Raw genomic sequence first — 16,818 nt, 5'->3', positions numbered from 1 at the left:
TGCTCAATATCAAGAATCCCAAAACAAGCGACCCGCTCCCACCTCGAAAAAAGCGCCAGCCCGACAAGGTGACGCCGCCTTCGTGGGAACAGCTGGGCAGTTGGGTGGCGCTGGTGGAGAGCGGGTCGGTGTCTGCCGCAGCGCAGCGCCTGGGCATTTCGCAGGCGGGTGTGTCCCAGCATGTGCGCCAGCTTGAAGATGGTTTTGGCACCTCCCTGCTCGACCGCTCCACCCGCCCCGCGCGGCCCACCGCCAGTGGCCAGCGCCTGTATGAGCAGGCTCGCGATCTGCTGACCCGTGCCGGGCAGATGGCCGACGCGGTGCGCCTGCTGAGCCGCAACAAACGCTCGTTGCTGCGCCTGGGTTGTGTCGATTCGTTTGCCGCCACCATCGGCCCCGCCATGGTGCGTGGGTTGGCCGGCTGGGTGCAGCGCCTGCGCCTGATGTCAGGCATCAACCCGGAGCTGGCCGACCAATTCAGCCAACACCAACTCGATGTGCTGGTGACCACCGACGACCCCCGCCCAGTGGCCGGCCAGCTGTGTGTGCCGCTGTTTTCCGAGCAGTTTTTGCTGGCCTTGCCGCCCCGTCTGCAGGTGCCACCGCTGGCTTCGCTGGCCCAGTTGCATGGCATGCGCCCATTCATGAACTACAGCACGCGCTCCAAGATGGGCGCCTTGGTGGACGCCTACCTTGGCAGGCACGCACCTGGGGTGGAACGGGTGTTTGAGTTCGATGCCACCGACCCGCTGCTGAGCCTGGTCAGCGAAGACCTGGGCATTGCACTGACCACGCCGCTGTGCCTGTGGCAATCGCGTTTTCACGCCCAGGGTGTGCAGTTGATGCCGCTGTCCGCGCTGCGATCGCAGGGCAAACCGTGTCCGCCGTTGTCGCGCACCTTCTGGCTGGTGTTTCGGCCCGACGAACTGGGCCCGCTGGCCAACGACATCGCCGCCATGGTGCGGGTGGCCGCGCGCGACCTGCAGCGCCAGATCACCGTCGAACTCAAGCTGCCGCCAGAGATGATCAGCATCGAAGACGCGGCGCCCAGCGCAGCGATTCCTTGATGCAAATCTTCAACCGGCACAAAACAAACCGCGGATTCGCGCAGCCCGCATAAGCTGGCGCTCTGTTTGATACGGAGGCCGCTGTGGCAACTTGGGATGCGATTGTGATCGGCGCCGGTGTGGTGGGCACATCGGTGGCGTGGAACCTGGCAGCGCTGGGGCAGCGCCGCGTCCTGGTGCTGGAGCGCGGGCAAATCGGCGCGGGCACCACCTCGCAATCCAGCGGCATCTTGCGCACCCACTATTCAGTGGTGGAGAACATCGAGCTGGCACAGCGGTCCTGGCACAGCTTCGAACACTTTGCCGAGCTGCTGCAGGACGACGACGCCTCGGCCGGTCTGGTGAAGTGTGGCTACCTCATCGCCGTGCCCGATGGCCCCAAGCTCGCACCTTTGCGCCAAGCCCTGGCGGCACAGCAGGCGCGTGGCATCCCCATCCAATACCTTGACGCGCAACAGGCCACTGAGCGCCTGCCCATCTGCCGTTTCGACGATGCGGCACTCATCGGCTTCGAGCCCGAAGCCGGGTTTGCCGACGCCTACTTGGTGGCCACCAGCTATGCCCGTGCGGCGCGCCGGTTGGGCGTGCGTTTTATGGAGGGCGTGGCGGTGCAAGGCCTGGTGCGCGACGGAGACCGTGTCACTGGGGTCGTCACTGATGCCGGCGTGTTCCACGCCCCGGTGGTGGTCAGCACCCAAAACATGTGGGCCAGCGAGTTGCATGCCTGGAGCGGTATCCACGTGCCGCTGGCACCCGAGCGCCACCGCGTCATTGCGCTCGAAGGCCCTGAGGCCTACAGCTACCAGATGCCGGTCTACAAAGACCTGGGCTCGCCCGGCATGTTGTACTGCCGCAGCTACGGTGGGCGACAGATGTTGGTGAGCGAAGGCACCGCAGGCGAGGTGCTGGCCGGCCCCGACAACGAACAAGGCGACGTGCCCATGGACTACGTGGCCGAGCTGGGCGAGCAGGTGGCTGAGCGTTTTCCGTCGTTTGCCGAGGCTGGCCTGGCATCGGCCTGGACCGGCGTGTACGACGTGACCCCCGACTGGAACCCGGTGTTGGGGTCGGTGCCCGACGTGCCGGGCCTGGTGGTGGGGTTTGGCTTTTCAGGCCACGGGTTCAAGCTGTCGCCCGCCGTGGGGCGGGTGCTGGCACAGGCCGCGCTGGGCCTGCCCACCGATGTGTCGCTGGCGCCCTACGCGCTGGCGCGTTTCAGAGGTGGGCGCCTGCTGCAGGGCGCCTATGGGCAGGGCGCTGTGTCCTGAGCAGGATCGCCGCAGGCTCATTTGTCCTTGATCTTGCCGCGCGGAATCACCGCTGTGGTGGGTGCCACCGGGCGGTCGGATGCGCCCGACGGGGTGTCGCGAGGCCCGCTGTCTTTTTTGGGCTTCTTGACCATCTTCTCTTTTCGCTGTTCGCCTTTGGCCATGGGGCCTCCGTGTGTGTGGGTGGGGTGCCGAATGTGGCACCAGCAGGCGATGTTACCGCGCCCGCAGCCCCTGCACCAAGGCGCCCAGGGTGATGCCACCGAGCGCCCACAACAGGTCCCAGTTGCCGATGCCCAGGCCGGCAATTGCGGGCCCGGGGCACACGCCACACAGGCCCCAGCCGATGCCAAAAACGGCCGCGCCCAACACCGTGTCGCGGTTCATGTGGGCCACATGCCAGTGGAAGTGGCCACCCTGCAGCGGCTGTTTCAGCATGTGCGGCAGCAGCTTGAAGGCCAGCAGCGTGACCACCACGGCGCCACCCATCACCAGCATCAGGCCGAAATCGCTCAGGCGCAGAAAACTCAGCACCACCTCAGGCTGAACCATGGTGGACAGCGCCAGCCCGAAACCGAACAGCGCTCCCGCCAGCAGCACGGCGAGCAGTTGGCCCGGGGTCATGTGGGGCGCTTTCATGGCAACCACCTCGCCACCAGGTTGGCGGTGATGAAGGCCGTGGCCATGAAGGTGAGCACCGCCACCAACGAGGGCCATTGCAGCGAGCCCAGGCCACAAATGCCGTGGCCCGAGGTGCAGCCATTGCCCAGGCGCGCGCCATAGCCCACCAGAAACCCGCCCACCACCAACTGCCACACCGGCACGCTGGTGCTGCCGGGCGTGCCGTCGCCCAGCGCCAGCCACCACAGCAGCGCGCCCAGCACCAGGCCGGCCGCATACACCAGGCGCCACAGCCGCGAATCGGTGTAGCGCGCCTGCTGAAAGTAGGGGCGCCGCACCACGTAAGACCAGGTGCTGGAAAACACGCTGCTCATGCCACCCACGAGGCCGGTGAAAACGAACAACAGTGCCACACCGGCACCTATGAACAGGCCACCCAGCAGGTAGTGCTGCCAGCCCAGGGGGAAGAGGTTGAGTGTCATTTCCATGGCGCGCGATTATCCGTTGGCCTGCCCTACCCATACCCCCTGCAGTTGTAACAGGCGCTGCCAGTCCAGCAGATCAGGGTGGGGCACCGTGGCGCCCGGTGCGAGCAAGCCGCTGTGCAGGTGCAGTGCCTCGCCGCTAAAGGGGTGGACCAGTTGCAGCAACTGGGCGTGCAACCACAGCCGCTGGAGCCCCAGTTGTTGTGCCCACCAACGGTTGAGTGGGCCTTTGCCGTGGGTGGCGTCGCCAATGATGGGGTGGGCGAGGTGCTTGAGGTGGCGCCGGATCTGGTGGCGTCGCCCGGTGTGGGGCAGGGCCTCCACCAGCGAGGCGCGGGTGGTGGGGTGGCGCGTGTCGGCCGCAGCCGGCCATTCCAGGCAGGCCAGGCGCTTGAAGTCGGTCTGGGCGGGCTGCGCGGGGGCGTCGGGTGGCGCATCGTCGGGGCGCAGGGCGTGGTCCACCTGCGCTGCTTCGGGCGCCCAGCCGCGCACCAGGGCCAGGTAACGCTTGTGCACCGTGTGCTGCTCAAAGGCCTGGGCCAGGCGGCGTGCGGCTTCCGGGTGCAAGGCCATCAGCAGCACGCCACAGGTGCCTTTGTCGAGCCGGTGCACCGGGTATACCAGTTGCCCCAGTTGGTCGCGCAGGGTTTGCAGCACAAAACGGGTTTCGCCCGCGTCCAGCCCGGTGCGGTGCACCAGCCAGCCGGCGGGCTTGTGCACCGCCACCAGGTGGTCGTCGCGCCAGAGCACGGTCAAGGGGTTGTTCATGGTCAAAAGCAAGGGACTGCCCACGATTTGAGCACGCCCCGCCGGCCCAATGTTGGCGCGGTCTCGCGCAGATGTCCCCGTGCTTGTCCACAGCTCCGTTCACAGTCTGTGGGTACAACTTGGAGGGCCGGATGGCGGTCGGCTAGCATGGTCACATGACTGTCCACTACGAATCGCTCCCAAACGCCGCCTTGTACTCCGAAGCCTTTGGCCTGTCGGCGCCAGCCGAGGCACCGCCGCGCGACATGTGGCCGCGCAAGCCCGGTGTTTTCATTCGCAAAACGCCCAGCGAAGGCGAGGAGGCGACGGGGCGTGAACTGGTGGCCGGGCAGTTTGGCCTCGTGCCGCCGTGGGTCAAGTCGGCGTCCGACGCCAAGCTGCGTTCACCCAAGTTGGTGACCGCACGCGCCGAGACGGTCACCACCTCCAAGAACTTTCGCGATGCCTGGCTCAAGGGCCAGCGCTGCATCGTGCCCATGATGGCGTTTTTTGAGGACGACCTGCGCAGCGGCAAACCGGTGCCCACCCGCATTGCCCGCGTGGACGGTCAGCCCATGGGCCTGGCCGGCTTGTGGGAGCGTTGGGCCGGTGCCGATGGGGCCGAGATCATCAGCTTCACGCTGCTCACCCTCAACGCCAACAACCACGCGCTGATGCACCGCTACCAGCACCCCGGCAGCGAAAAACGCATGCCGGTGATCCTGGGCGAGGGCGCCTACGACGCGTGGCTCAACGTGGCGCACCCCGAAAAGGCGCGCGAGTTCATGCGCGCGTATGCGGCCAACTGGCTGACGGCGAATCCGGTGGAGAAAAAGTAGCCACCACGTGTCGGCGCTACAGCGTCTGCCGGTAGCGCTCCAACATCTGCGCCTGGGTTTCGAACACCGCGTCGGCGCCCATGCGGTCGCCCACCTGGTCGCGCAGCATCTCGCCCATGCTCGGCAGCACCGCTCGGTCCACGTGGCGGCTCGCGTCCCACAGGGCGGAGCGCATCAAGGCCTTGGCGCAGTGCAGGTAGGCGGCCTGCACCGTCACCCGTATCACCAGCTTGGGCACGCGGCGCTCGTCGGTGCACAGCGCGCGGTCGGCTTCATCGGCGCTCAAAACGGCGCGCCCATTCACCCGCAAGGTTTCGTCCACGCCGGGCACCAGGAACAGCAAACCCACCTGGCCGGTCGCGACGATGTTCTCCAGCGTGTCCAGCCGGTTGTTGCCGGGCGCGTCGGGGATGAGCAGGGTGTGCGCGTCCACCACTTTGGCAAAGCCGGGCGCACCGCCGCGCGGCGACGCGTCCATGGCACCCACGGCGTTGGCGCTGGACACCACCAGCAGCGGCGACAGGCCAATGAAACGCGTGGCATGCACGTCGAGCTGGGTCATCTCCTTGTGGACCGAGCGCTCGCGGGCGGGGTCGTAGAGGGCGCGAAGTTGGGCCAGGGTGTCGATGGTCATGGGCGGCGCTGTCATGGGTTGGACATGCGCGGCATGATGGCAGATTCCGTTGTGCCAGCTTGCGTCTATATTTGCCACATGCCCTGTCCACTGTTTGCCGGCCCCACGCCGCCATGAGCCACGCCGTTGCCCGCCTGCGTGCACAGCGCCTGGCCGCCAGCTCCAAGCCCTTCGTCACCCGTGGCTCCGGCAGCACCCGGTGCGAGACCTGCCGCCTCAAGCTCAGCCACTGCGTGTGTGCCCTGCGGCCGGCGCCCGCGGTGCGGGCGGGCGTCTGCCTGATCATGGCCGACATCGAGCCGCTCAAGCCCAGCAACACCGGCTGGCTGATCGCCGACCTGGTGCCCGACACCTGGGCCTTTGGCTGGTCGCGTGTGGCGGTTGATCCGGCCCTGACCACGCTGCTGGCCGACCCACAATGGCAGCCGTATGTGGTGTTTCCGGGCGAATACGTGGCGCCCGAGCGTGTGGTCACCGCGTTGCCCGCAGCGGCGCACCACACCGGCAAACGCCCGCTGTTCGTGTTGCTCGACGGCACCTGGTCGGAGGCGCGCAAGATGTTCCGCCGCAGCCCCTACCTTGACCACCTGCCCGTGCTCAGCTTGCAGCCCGGGCACGATTCGACCTACCGCTTGCGCCGCTCCGCGCACGCACAACATTTCTGCACCGCCGAGGTGGCCGCACAGTGCCTGGCGCTGGCCCACGAGCCGCTGGCGGCCGACACCCTGGCCGCCTACTTCGATGTGTTCAGCGCCCACTACCTCAGCGCCAAGCGCAACCTCCGGCTGGCCCTGGACACCGAAGCGCACGCCCGCCTCGCGGCCTTGACCGCACAGGCGCTGGCGCCCGAAGTTGTGCCCGCATGACCGACCTTCACAGCTACCCCATCGGCGCCCCTGGCCAGCCTTGGGGGCCAGCCGAAGTCACCGCCTGGCGCGCGCGGCAGGTGCGTCAGAGGTCGTATGCCGACGATGTGCTCGCGGTGGTGCGGGGCTGGCGCGAGCGCTTTGACGTGCTCACCTACGGCGAGGTGGCTTACGGCGACGAGCGTTTCCCCTTGCTGGCCATCCGCCCAGCGCCGTGGAGGCCTGGCCTGCCCGCCGTGCTGGTGACCGGTGGTGTGCACGGCTACGAAACCAGCGGCGTGTTGGGTGCCCTGCGTTTTGCCGATCAGCACGCCCAGGCCTGGACGGGGCGGGCCAACCAGCTCATCGTGCCGTGCATGAGCCCCTGGGCTTACGAGCGCATCCACCGCTGGAACTTCGAAGCCATCGACCCCAACCGCCACTTCCGCGCGGGCACCGCCGTGCAGGAATGTGCCGCCTTGTTGCGCCTGGTGGCGCCGCTGCGTGGCCAGTTCGTGGCACACATCGACCTGCACGAAACCACCGACACCGACGAGTCCGAGTACCGCCCGGCGCTGGCGGCGCGCGATGGCAAGGTGTTCGAACCCGGCCACATTCCCGATGGCTTCTACGTGGTGGACGACACCGAACGCCCGCAGCCGGCCTTTCAGCAAGCCATCATCGACGCAGTCAGCGCGGTCACGCACATCGCGCCGGCCGACACACGCGGTGACATCATCGGCTCGCCGGTGGTGGCGCCGGGTGTCATTCGCTACCCGTTGCGCGCGCTGGGTCTGTGTGCTGGCATCACCGGCGCCCGGTGTGTGAGCACCACCGAGGTCTACCCCGACAGCCCCCGCACCAGCCCCGAGGCCTGCACCGCCGCCCAGGTGGCCGCCGTGCAGGCAGCCGTGGGTTTTGTGGTGGCGCAAGGCCCCACCTCGTGCGACACGTCGGCCTGAACCAGCATCCCAGCGCCATGTCACTCAACCGGCAACACGCCTTTCGCAAAATCTACCCGCTGCGCGTTTTTGGCATGGCCCTGGGCGGGCTGCTGGTGTCGTCAGTGCTGTACGAACAGCAGGCCGGCTGGCCGCTGTGGGCAGTGATGGTGTTGACCTGCTTGTTGTGGCCCCACCTTGCCTTGCTGCACGCTCATTTCGCGCGCGATCGGCACCGGGCCGAATCGCTCAACCTGCTCGTCGATTCCGCCATCGCCGGTGCCTGGGTGCCGCTCATGCATTTCTGCCTGCTGCCCAGCGTGTTGTTGGTCATGGTGACCACCTTCGACAAGATCAGCACCGGCATCCGCGGCTTGTGGCTGAGGTCGCTGCCGGTCATGGTGGGCACAGCCTTGTTGCTCACCCTGTGGCTGCGTCCCGCGCCGCAGTGGGACGCCTCCTTGCTGGTGGTGCTGTGCAGCCTGCCACTGCTCATCGCGCACACGCTGGCGGTGAGCATGAGCAGCCACCGCCTGATACGCACCGTGGCCCGGCAGAACCACTTGCTGGAGGAGCTGCGCCGCATGGATGCCCACACCGGCCTGCTGGGTCGCGAGCCCTGGATGCAGATGGCGGTGGAGTGCCACGAGGCCTTTCGTGCCAGCGGCCAGGCGGCCTGCCTGATGATGATCGACATCGATCACTTCAAGCTCGTCAACGACCGCCACGGGCACACGGCGGGCGACGAGGTGATACGCGCCGTGGGTCTGATCCTGCGCCAGTCCATCCGGCCCAGCGACTTCGCGGGCCGCTACGGCGGCGACGAGTTCGCCGTTGTTTGCCCGCAGGCGCGCTTGGACGATGCGCTGGCCATTGCCGAGCGCATCAAAAGCCGCATCGAGGCCATCCGCGTGCGCCATGTGCCCGAGCTGCGTGTGACCTGCAGCATCGGCGTGGCGCTGCTGCGCCCCGGGCACACCGATGTGCGCGACTGGATCAACGAGGCCGACGCCGCGCTCTACCACTCCAAGGACGGCGGGCGCAACCAGGTGCGTGTGGTGGAGCCCGCGTGAACCCTTTCCCCGCCTCAGGCCGGCACAACGCGCACCGCGTGGCTGGCCGTGCCCTCGGCCCAGGCCAGCAGGCGGTCGATGTTGGGGTGGGAACCGGGGTGCGCCCGCGCTGCCGCCGTGTGCTCGCAGAACAGGGCCAGGCCTTGCGCGGCGGCGGCCGGTGTGATGACCCCACCGTGTTGTTGGGCCAGCGCGTGGTACACCGCCACCGACCCCGCCTTGCCCGGCTGGTTGGGGATGCGGTCCAGCACCTGGCCGCTGGCGTCCAGCAGTTCAATGGCGGCGACGTGGGCGATGGCGGGCAATTGCTTGAGCTGGTCGGCGAAGTTCATGGGTTGTAGTGGCAGAACGATGTAAAACCCGGCCGAGCTTACCGCCGTTCAGCCGGTGGCAACCATGTTGAGGCCGCCCGGTGATGGTGTTGGTGGGCGGTGCGGTCGGCCATCTGCCGTGCGAGCGCCATCTATGACGCGGTTGTCGCCGCAGAAACACGAACCCACAGGCGTTTTCGTTCGGAACTTTAGGACATGAACTCCGAACAGACTTGCTGTGACGCCTGTGATTGCACGGGCACACTGGCCCGCGTGCTTGCCGCGCTTCCCATTTTCAAGGAGTTCTCATGAGTGATCTGTCCACCGCCCAAAAAGACAAACTGATGGCCGACCTCAAGCAGGTGATGGCTGACGCCGAGGCCTTGCTGGCCGCCACCGCTGGCGACACCAGTTCGGGCATGGCCGAGCTGCGCGGTCGCGTCACCGACACCTTGTTCAAGGCCAAAGACGGACTGATCCACGCGCAGGAGGAGGTTGTCGATCGTGCCAAGGCCGCCGCCCGCGCCACCGACCATTACGTGCACGACCATCCGTGGCAGTCGGTCGGTATTGCCGCCGGTGTGGGCCTGCTGCTGGGCATGTTGATCAGCCGCCGCTGAGCCGCGGCAACCCATGGCCAACCATTCCTCGGGGCCGGCTGCCCCCACGGCCGGCGCGGCCCTTCAGTCCTCGTTGCGCTCGCTGGGCGCAACCTTGCTGGGCATCGCTCACACCCGGCTGGAATTGCTCTCGCTGGAGCTGGAGGACGAAAAGCAGCGCCTCCTGGGCATGCTCGCGTGGGGCTTGTGTGCCCTGGTGCTTGCCAGCCTGGGGCTGGTGTTTTTGGCCGGCTGGCTCACCGTGTTGTTCTGGGACACCCACCGCCTCCTGATCCTGGGTGCCTTTGCGGGCGTGTTCATGCTGCTGGCGGTGTTGGCTGTGTGGCGGGTGCGTTCCTTGTGGGTCGCGTCCCAGGGTTGGTTGTCGGCCAGCCTGGCCGAGCTGGAGGTCGACCGCCAGGCCCTGGCCGCTGGCCTTGCCCCCGCCGCGCACGCCACGCCAGGCGGCAACGATGACGCTCAGCCGGGGGCTGCCCATGGCACATAACGCTGCCGAACGCGCCGCACGCAAACGGCTGCTGCAGGCCCGCTCGGCGGTGCTGCGGCTGACGTTGAGCCACCAGCTTGGGCAGGGCTTGCAACCTGCCCTGCGCACGCTCGACCGCGCCGACAGCGCCTGGCGCTGGCTCAAGGCCCACCCGCTGGTGTGGCTGGGGGCGGGCGCCGCCGTGCTGGTGTGGCGCCCGCGCGGCGTGCCCGTGCTGGCCGGCCGGATGTTGGGCCTGTGGCAACTGTGGCGCCAGGTGGCGCCTGTGGCCCAGCCTCTGCTGCGGCGCTGGCTTGCCAAGTCGCCACGTTCTACACCGCCCTGATGGCGGCTGCCCACCTGCGTGCTGCCGCCTCAGGCCTGCCACACCCCAAACCCGGCCGAGCGCAGATCGATGCCTATTTCCACCTCGCGCTCGGCGGCCTCTTGGTACGGCATGGGGTTGAAGCCCTCGTACAGGTCGGGCAGCAGGCGCAGGCCGTACTTGAACACGTAGGTGTTGGCCTGTATGCCGGCCTTGTGCTTGTCAAAACGCACGTCTGGGTCCAGCCCCGTCATGCCCACGTACACACAGGGCTTGCCCTCCACATAGCCGGGGTTGCATTTGCGGAACTTGGGCTCGAACAGCACATCCTTGTGCAGTTCGATCACGTAGACGTGGTGGTGGGGGCGGCGGGCCATGGCAGTTGAACTGTAGACGCAGCGGCGGCCCGGCAGCAGGCGCAGGCCCCGTCCCTATAATCGCGCCCCTTTTACAGGGAGAAGCCCATGGCCATCGAGATCGCGCAGTCCACGCCCACCGCAGCGGCCATTGGCCAGTGGGTGCAAGCCCGCTACGCCTTGGGCGAGGTGGTGGCGGGCGAGTTGCTGCGCCGGAGCTTCAACCAGGTGTACCGGCTCACGCTGGCCGACGGGCGCCACGTGGTGGCCAGGCTGTGTGCCGAGCGTCCGCGTGGCGAGCCCAAGTTGCCATTCGAGGCCGAGGTGCTGCGGCACCTGCGTGTGCAGGGTTGCCCCGTGGCCACGTGCCTGCCCACCGCCACCGGCGGCGTGGCCGTGCGTGTGCCCTTGCCCGAGGGCGAACGCCCCCTCATGCTGTTTGAGTACCTGGACGGCGAAGCCACCGCCGAGGTGCCGGCCAACGTGTTGGCGTTTGGCCGGGGTTTGGCGCAGCTGCACGTGGCGGGGGAGGGCCTGCAGAGCAACGCGAGCCACTACACGCTCGATCTGGATTACCTGCTCATGCACCCTCTGCAGCGCCTGCTGCGCGCGCCCACCATGACGGCCGACCTGCGCCCCGCGTTTGAAGCCTTGGGCCAGCGCCTGTTGAAGCGAATCCACGCCCTGGGGCCACTGACCCAGGTGCTGTGCCACGGCGACGCACACAGCGACAACAACTTCATTGCCGTGCGCGACAACGGGGAACGCGAGGCCGTGTTCTTCGATTTCGACGAATGTGGCCCCGGTTACCTGGCCTACGAATTGGCCGTCTACCCCTGGTGGCTGCACCCGCGCGCGGTAGATGGCGCCTGGAGCGACAAAGCCGCCGAACGCTGGCGTCACTTCATCGCTGCCTACCGCAGCGTGCGCGCCCTGACGGAAGCCGACGAGGCCGCCTTGCCCCTGTTTGTGGCCGTGCGCCAGTTCTGGCTGCTGGGCGAATACGCCGGGCGTGTGCCCGTGTGGGGCTCGCAGGCCATGTCCACCGGCTACCTGCAGCGGCAGGTGAAGCTGTTGGGGCAGTGGGAGGGTTTGGAGTTGCCGATGGCTTGAGGGCTACTGTCCCATCAAAGTCAGAAAACGGTCGTACATGGGGCTCTCCCTACTCGTAATGCGACCACATGCGCAACACCTTCACCGTGTGCTCTGCTTCCAGCACCTGATAGACCAGCCGGTGCTGTATGTTGATGCGGCGGGAGTATGCCCCCGCCAAATCGCCCACGAGCTTTTCGTAAGGGAGAGGGTTTTGAAACGGGTTCGCCCGGACGACGGCCAGCAGTTCCTGCGCTTTCGGCTTCAATCCGCTGGCGGCCAGCTTTTGTGCGTCTTTCTGTGCGTGCTTGGCAAAGACGAGGCTCCAGCTCACCAGTCCAACTCCGTGGCGCAACCGTCCACCGGCTCAGCCATGCCCTCCTTGATCGACTCGCGCAGGCCCGGCACCGACAGCAGGTACAGCGTTTCCTGAATGGCCTGCCAATCCTCGGCAGACACCAGCACCGCGTCGTGTCGCTTGCCCACGATGGTCACAGGCTGGTGCGACTCCGCCGTCTGGTCCATCAGGCGGTACAGGTTGGCGCGGGCTTCGCTGGCGGTGAGGGTGGTAGCGGTCATGGGGTTTCCAAAGGATGAAGAAGCGTACGTTTTTGAGTACGAAAAGTCAATGCAAACGCAATCGTTGTTGCCCATCTAAGGCCACAGGCTTGTCGCCCAACCCTGTTCAGTAAACCGAAGTCACATCGGAGCCGCGCCCCTGTGTTCTTTTCTTGACAGTACGCGCTCCGTGTGTAAAAAATCGCAAAATTGATACAAAACAATGGAGGAGCGGGACCTGGCTTGTTTAACGGCCGAGGCGCCCGACACACCACACACGATGGCGACACTGATACCCGCGCTGGGCAGTTGCCTCTCGCGCATGACCAGCGGCGAAAAGCGGCTGGCCGAGCGCCTGGAGCAGAAGCTGGAGGACGACTACCTGCTCTGGTACGACGTGCCCATCGGCCCCAAACAAACCCATCCCGACTTTGTGGTGCTGCACCCGCGCCGGGGCTTGCTGATCCTGGAAACCAAAGACTGGCGGCTCGACACCATTCGCCACGCCACCCGCCAAGCCTGGGAGATTGCGCCCGACGGGCAGCTCAAGGTGGTCATCAACCCGCTGGCGCAGGCGCGGCACTGCGCCATTCAGGTGGTCAACGCGCTGGAGCGCGACCCGCAACTGGTGCACCCCAGCGGCCCACACCAGGGCAAGCTGGCATTTCCGTGGGGGCACGGCGTGGTGTTCACCCGCATCACGCGCAAGCAGTTTGAAGCGGCGGGGCTGGGCGAGGCCATTGAGCCGCATTACGTCATCTGCTCCGACGAGATGACCGACACCGTGGACGCAGAAGCCTTTCAGCAGCGGCTGTGGCACATGTTTCCGCACGCGTTTGGCAAGGTGCTGTCGCTGCCGCAAATCGACCGCGCCCGCTGGATCATGTTCCCCGAGGTGCGCGTGCCCGTGCAGGGCGCCCTGTTTGCCGACGATGCAGCGGGTGACGGCGAGCCCGAACTGCCCACCATCATGCGCGTGATGGACCTGCAGCAAGAGCAACTGGCGCGCAGCCTGGGCGATGGTCACCGCGTCATCCACGGTGTGGCCGGCTCGGGCAAAACCATGCTGCTGGGCTACCGCGCCGAACACCTGGCCAAAGCGCAGACCGCCGCCAGCAAACCCATCCTCATCCTTTGCTACAACGAGCCGCTGGCCCGGCAGATTGCGCGCGTGATGGCCGCCAAAGGCATCGCCGACCGTGTGCACGCCGTGCACTTCCACAAATGGTGCCGCGACCAACTGGTGGCCTACGGGCAAGCGCTGCCCGCCAACAACCTGCCGGTGGAACTGAAGATGGCCGACATGGTGCAACGTGTCATCACCGGGGTGGACCGCCGCCAGATACCCAGCGGCCAATACCGCGCCGTGCTGATTGACGAAGGCCACGACTTTGCGCCCGAATGGCTGCGCCTCGTCACCCAAATGGTGGATCCCACCACCAACAGCCTGCTCGTGCTGTACGACGACGCGCAAAGCATTTACGAACGCGTGCAGAAGAAAAACTTCAGCTTCAAGAGCGTGGGCATACAGGCGCAGGGCCGCACCACCATACTCAAAATCAACTACCGCAACACCAAGCAAATCCTGCAAACCGCCAGCCTAGTGGCAGCCGACTTGCTGACCGCCGAAGACAAAGACGACGACGGCGTGCCCCTGCTCAAGCCCGTGAGCTGCGGGCGCGACGGCGAAGCGCCCCTCATCATCCGCCTGCCCACCCTGCGCGAAGAAGCCGCCGCCGTGGCCGACCACCTGAGCGCCGCCCACAGCGAAGGCCACGCCTGGGCCGACATGGCCATACTCTGCCGGCGCTGGAGCGACTTGGACATGTGCGCCGACGTGCTGGCCCGGCGCGGCCTGCCGCACCAAGTGCGCAAGAAAACCGGCCAGTTCGACCCCGGCCACGACAGCATCAAGGTGATGACCCTGCACGTGAGCAAAGGCCTGGAATTCCCCGTGGTGGCCATGGTGGGCGTGGGCCACATGCCGGCGCCGGGCGAAGACGAGCGCGACGAGGCCCGGCTGTTTTATGTGGGGGCTACGCGGGCGACGCAGCGGTTGGTGATTGGGGTGAGTGGGAGCGGGAAGTTTGCTGCGCGGCTGTAAGCAGTCGGTAATGCTTGCCCTAGTTGCAGTTGCAGTTAGTAATAGCTTGATTACGGTGTTTTCCTTTCGTGGTATTTTTGGGGACTACAGTGAATTTGATAAAATATTATGGTGATTTGGTGGGGCGACAGGGTTTAATTGTGGCTGGATTGAATTCGAATAAGAAGTCTCTTGAGACCTTTACTGCCGCTCATAATTATCTGACGGATTACGAATCGCTGAGGGTGGCAATAGATGATCGTCCTGAGAAGGCGGTTGCTGATTTAGCCTTGAAGGAGTATCAATTTTCCCTTTTGGCGCTCGCTTCAGGTCAGTACAGATATGCATTTGGCGGACTGAGGCTATTTTTTGAGTTGATGCTGTCTGTGGTTAGATTTTCCGCGCATGAAATAGATCTCAGAATGTGGCTGTGTGACTCAAAAGATATAAATTGGGAGTCTTTGAAGAATTTAGATTCCGGAGTTTTTTCGGTCAATTTTATGCGTGCCTTTAATCCGGCATTTGCTGAATTTGGAAGGCAATTCTCTGCGATATCTGAGTCGGTTTACCGAGAGTGCTCAGAGTATGTTCACGGCAACGCAGGGACGCATACTCTATTGCCTAGTGAGATCGCTTTCGATGAAACTGCTCATTTGGCTTGGTGTGAAAAATCTGCTGCAATGCGGCAAGCGATTGTGTTTGCATTTGCTGCGCGCTATCTCAACTATGTGAGTCCAGAAGGGATGAGAAGAATGGAATCTGTTGTTGTCGATGTTGTTGGGTACCTGTCACCAGTTCAGATGGTGTACGGAAAATCTTGTGAGGCTTAAAGAAAATGGCAGATTTTTTCTTTAGAACAGAGGATATTCGGCCGGATGAAGTTCTGACCTATTTTGTGGAAACGACCAAAGATAGGCAAATTGTTGATGAATTGAAAGGCAGAAATCCTGTAATTCTGGTCGGTAGTCGGGGCGTAGGTAAGTCTTTCCTTTTACGTGTTGCGCAAAAAGAGTTAATGGACTCTTTTGGGTCGGATCATGTTTTTCCAGTTTATATCAGCTTCGTACGAAGCTCGCTGCTTCAGTCTTCCGATCCAGATCAATTTAAAAATTGGATGCTCGCGCGCATCTGTTCGTCAGTAATCAGAGGTCTGGAGAAGGCAGGTCTTCTCGGTAGTCTTCCCAAGAGTATTGGCCTGCTGGTGGGAGCTGGGACAACTTCATTAGGTGGCCAGACCAAAGTGGAGGAAATTGCTGAAGCCTATGAGGCTTCTTGGAAGTCTCCGCAGGTCGACGTCAACTCAGCCGGCCTGCCAACTTTGGATAACTTTAAGGATGCTTTGGAGGATCTTGCCGATACTCTAAATATTTCTCGATTCGCTTTGTTTTTTGATGAGGCGGCTCATATATTTTTGCCAGAACAGCAACGACAGTTTTTTACATTGTTTAGGGATTTGCGATCCCATTGCATTACCTGCAATGCGGCTGTATACCCTGGAGTAACGGCATTCGGCGAGACGTTTCAGCCTGTTCACGACGCCACTATGCTGACTGTTGATCGTGACGTTCTTTCTTCCGACTATGTCGAGAATATGAAGGAAATTGTTCAAAAGCAGGCTGATAGTGCGCTGTTGGTTCAAATCGCACAAAATGGAAAGAATTTTTCAATACTCGCTTACGCTTCTACTGGCAATCCGCGATTGCTGCTCAAGACAATTGCTAGATGTCCGAAAATAAATTCGCAGCAGTTAAATGAAACCATTCGAGACTTTTACCGTACGGAGATATGGTCGGAGCATTCAACGCTCTCTGAAAAATATATTGGCCACAAACCGCTCATCGATTGGGGGCGTGAATTCATCGAGAATCAGGTTCTTCCAGAGCTAAAGCTGAAGAATGAGCAGTATTTGAACTCCGACAAAGCCACTTCAGCTTTTTTCTGGATTCACAGGGATGCCCCAGAGGCTATAAAAGAGGCGTTGAGAGTTCTTGCCTATACGGGTGTGGTGGTTGAGCATGCTGTGGGAATTAAGGCCAGCCGGGCGGAAATCGGTAAGCGCTACCTGGTTAATCTTGGTTGTCTTTTTGCACTTGAGGTTGCGCCGGCGAGTACAGCATTTGAAATCACAAAAGAACTGACGCCTAAACGTATGACGGAATACGGGGCAAATCACTCTGCCTTCAAGAGATTGACCGATCAGGCTGCCATGAGTGCAAATCACAGCATAGCCCTGGCACTTACAGCTCAGCTTGACAGGCCTGCCTCGGTTTTGGACTTAACCCCGTGGCAGTTGGAGAAGTTAGGTGAGCTTAAGCTGGTCACTGTGCGCGATGTGTTGAATGCTTCTGAAGAGAAGCTAAAGGAGGCAAACTATGTTGGGGATGTGCGAGCAAGGCGAATGAGAAACGCGGCGGTGGGTGCTGTTCTAGAGTATTTGTCTGGTTAGGCTTCTATAAATTAAATTGTTCTGGCAATAAAAAACCGGCA

General features: G+C 63.7%; 22 protein-coding genes. 13 read left to right on the top strand and 9 right to left on the bottom strand.

Annotated features, from left to right (window positions below; genetic code table 11):
• Positions 1-68: 68 nt before the first annotated feature.
• Positions 69-1,067 (top strand): LysR family transcriptional regulator, encoded by a 999-nt coding sequence (locus tag ACFQPB_RS08445; protein ID WP_382221822.1) that lies wholly within the window; start codon positions 69-71, stop codon positions 1,065-1,067.
• 83 nt (positions 1,068-1,150) lie between these two features.
• A complete protein-coding gene (locus ACFQPB_RS08440; protein ID WP_382221820.1) occupies positions 1,151-2,335 on the top strand; it encodes an NAD(P)/FAD-dependent oxidoreductase in 1,185 nt (394 codons plus the stop codon).
• 17 nt (positions 2,336-2,352) lie between these two features.
• Here ACFQPB_RS08440 and ACFQPB_RS08435 read toward each other — a convergent pair whose 3' ends face one another.
• The 4 genes from ACFQPB_RS08435 to ACFQPB_RS08420 are packed head-to-tail and all read right to left on the bottom strand — an operon-like array spanning position 2,353 to position 4,209.
• Positions 2,353-2,499, bottom strand: a complete 147-nt coding sequence (locus ACFQPB_RS08435; protein WP_382203586.1) for a hypothetical protein — start codon at positions 2,497-2,499, stop codon at positions 2,353-2,355.
• A gap of 52 nt (positions 2,500-2,551) precedes the next feature.
• Positions 2,552-2,974 carry a DUF6691 family protein gene (locus ACFQPB_RS08430; RefSeq protein ID WP_382221818.1) on the bottom strand — a complete coding sequence of 141 codons (423 nt, stop codon included), beginning with the start codon at positions 2,972-2,974 and terminating at the stop codon, positions 2,552-2,554.
• A complete protein-coding gene (locus tag ACFQPB_RS08425; RefSeq protein WP_382203590.1) occupies positions 2,971-3,444 on the bottom strand; it encodes a YeeE/YedE family protein in 474 nt (157 codons plus the stop codon). The genes ACFQPB_RS08430 and ACFQPB_RS08425 overlap by 4 nt, the downstream gene beginning before the upstream one ends.
• A gap of 9 nt (positions 3,445-3,453) precedes the next feature.
• Positions 3,454-4,209 (bottom strand): pseudouridine synthase, encoded by a 756-nt coding sequence (locus ACFQPB_RS08420; protein ID WP_382221816.1) that lies wholly within the window; start codon positions 4,207-4,209, stop codon positions 3,454-3,456.
• Between the two features lie 155 nt (positions 4,210-4,364).
• Here ACFQPB_RS08420 and ACFQPB_RS08415 point away from each other — a divergent pair, with 155 nt between their 5' ends.
• Positions 4,365-5,027, top strand: coding sequence for an SOS response-associated peptidase (locus tag ACFQPB_RS08415; protein ID WP_382221813.1), 663 nt, complete (start codon positions 4,365-4,367; stop codon positions 5,025-5,027).
• A 16-nt stretch (positions 5,028-5,043) separates the two neighbouring features.
• Here the strand turns inward: ACFQPB_RS08415 and ACFQPB_RS08410 are convergent, their stop codons facing one another.
• Positions 5,044-5,661 carry a pyridoxamine 5'-phosphate oxidase family protein gene (locus ACFQPB_RS08410; protein ID WP_382221810.1) on the bottom strand — a complete coding sequence of 206 codons (618 nt, stop codon included), beginning with the start codon at positions 5,659-5,661 and terminating at the stop codon, positions 5,044-5,046.
• A 113-nt stretch (positions 5,662-5,774) separates the two neighbouring features.
• On the opposite strand from ACFQPB_RS08410, the gene ACFQPB_RS08405 reads away from it, so the two are divergent.
• The 3 genes from ACFQPB_RS08405 to ACFQPB_RS08395 are packed head-to-tail and all read left to right on the top strand — an operon-like array spanning position 5,775 to position 8,520.
• The gene (locus ACFQPB_RS08405; protein ID WP_382221807.1) at positions 5,775-6,527 is read left to right on the top strand and encodes a tRNA-uridine aminocarboxypropyltransferase; all 753 of its coding nucleotides are present in this window, start codon (positions 5,775-5,777) and stop codon (positions 6,525-6,527) included.
• The gene (locus ACFQPB_RS08400; protein WP_382221804.1) at positions 6,524-7,468 is read left to right on the top strand and encodes a M14 family metallopeptidase; all 945 of its coding nucleotides are present in this window, start codon (positions 6,524-6,526) and stop codon (positions 7,466-7,468) included. Before ACFQPB_RS08405 ends, ACFQPB_RS08400 begins: the two co-directional genes overlap by 4 nt.
• Before the next feature lie 17 nt (positions 7,469-7,485).
• On the top strand, positions 7,486-8,520 hold the full coding sequence (locus ACFQPB_RS08395; RefSeq protein ID WP_382221801.1) for a sensor domain-containing diguanylate cyclase: 1,035 nt from the start codon (positions 7,486-7,488) through the stop codon (positions 8,518-8,520).
• A gap of 14 nt (positions 8,521-8,534) precedes the next feature.
• Here the strand turns inward: ACFQPB_RS08395 and ACFQPB_RS08390 are convergent, their stop codons facing one another.
• On the bottom strand, positions 8,535-8,852 hold the full coding sequence (locus ACFQPB_RS08390; RefSeq protein ID WP_382221798.1) for a DUF2322 family protein: 318 nt from the start codon (positions 8,850-8,852) through the stop codon (positions 8,535-8,537).
• 296 nt (positions 8,853-9,148) lie between these two features.
• Between ACFQPB_RS08390 and ACFQPB_RS08385 the strand changes: the two genes are divergently transcribed.
• Genes ACFQPB_RS08385 through ACFQPB_RS08375 form a run of 3 tightly spaced genes read left to right on the top strand, consistent with a single transcriptional unit; the run spans position 9,149 to position 10,263 of the window.
• A complete protein-coding gene (locus ACFQPB_RS08385) occupies positions 9,149-9,451 on the top strand; it encodes an ElaB/YgaM/YqjD family protein (protein WP_382203619.1) in 303 nt (100 codons plus the stop codon).
• A 13-nt stretch (positions 9,452-9,464) separates the two neighbouring features.
• On the top strand, positions 9,465-9,938 hold the full coding sequence (locus ACFQPB_RS08380) for a phage holin family protein (protein WP_382221795.1): 474 nt from the start codon (positions 9,465-9,467) through the stop codon (positions 9,936-9,938).
• Entirely contained in the window at positions 9,928-10,263 is a 336-nt protein-coding gene (locus ACFQPB_RS08375; RefSeq protein WP_382221793.1) for a YqjK family protein, read from the top strand. Before ACFQPB_RS08380 ends, ACFQPB_RS08375 begins: the two co-directional genes overlap by 11 nt.
• A 29-nt stretch (positions 10,264-10,292) precedes the next feature.
• Here ACFQPB_RS08375 and ACFQPB_RS08370 read toward each other — a convergent pair whose 3' ends face one another.
• Entirely contained in the window at positions 10,293-10,619 is a 327-nt protein-coding gene (locus ACFQPB_RS08370; protein ID WP_382221790.1) for a hypothetical protein, read from the bottom strand.
• A gap of 87 nt (positions 10,620-10,706) precedes the next feature.
• Between ACFQPB_RS08370 and ACFQPB_RS08365 the strand changes: the two genes are divergently transcribed.
• On the top strand, positions 10,707-11,711 hold the full coding sequence (locus ACFQPB_RS08365; RefSeq protein ID WP_382221787.1) for a phosphotransferase enzyme family protein: 1,005 nt from the start codon (positions 10,707-10,709) through the stop codon (positions 11,709-11,711).
• A 49-nt stretch (positions 11,712-11,760) separates the two neighbouring features.
• Here the strand turns inward: ACFQPB_RS08365 and ACFQPB_RS08360 are convergent, their stop codons facing one another.
• A complete protein-coding gene (locus ACFQPB_RS08360; protein ID WP_382221784.1) occupies positions 11,761-12,024 on the bottom strand; it encodes a Txe/YoeB family addiction module toxin in 264 nt (87 codons plus the stop codon).
• Complete coding sequence (locus ACFQPB_RS08355; RefSeq protein WP_382221782.1) at positions 12,021-12,269, bottom strand: type II toxin-antitoxin system Phd/YefM family antitoxin; 249 nt, start codon at positions 12,267-12,269, stop codon at positions 12,021-12,023. Before ACFQPB_RS08355 ends, ACFQPB_RS08360 begins: the two co-directional genes overlap by 4 nt.
• A gap of 259 nt (positions 12,270-12,528) precedes the next feature.
• Here ACFQPB_RS08355 and ACFQPB_RS08350 point away from each other — a divergent pair, with 259 nt between their 5' ends.
• The 3 genes from ACFQPB_RS08350 to ACFQPB_RS08340 all read left to right on the top strand — a co-directional run bounded on the left by ACFQPB_RS08350 (position 12,529) and on the right by ACFQPB_RS08340 (position 16,777).
• Complete coding sequence (locus ACFQPB_RS08350; RefSeq protein WP_382221779.1) at positions 12,529-14,352, top strand: DEAD/DEAH box helicase; 1,824 nt, start codon at positions 12,529-12,531, stop codon at positions 14,350-14,352.
• Positions 14,353-14,441: 89 nt separating this feature from the next.
• Complete coding sequence (locus tag ACFQPB_RS08345; RefSeq protein ID WP_382221776.1) at positions 14,442-15,161, top strand: hypothetical protein; 720 nt, start codon at positions 14,442-14,444, stop codon at positions 15,159-15,161.
• Between the two features lie 5 nt (positions 15,162-15,166).
• The gene (locus ACFQPB_RS08340; RefSeq protein WP_382221773.1) at positions 15,167-16,777 is read left to right on the top strand and encodes an ORC-CDC6 family AAA ATPase; all 1,611 of its coding nucleotides are present in this window, start codon (positions 15,167-15,169) and stop codon (positions 16,775-16,777) included.
• Positions 16,778-16,818: the final 41 nt, after the last annotated feature.

It is taken from the genome of Hydrogenophaga atypica (genome assembly GCF_042665215.1).
Classification (GTDB): domain Bacteria; phylum Pseudomonadota; class Gammaproteobacteria; order Burkholderiales; family Burkholderiaceae_C; genus Hydrogenophaga; species Hydrogenophaga defluvii_A.
This window is presented reverse-complemented; position numbering and strand designations above follow the sequence as displayed.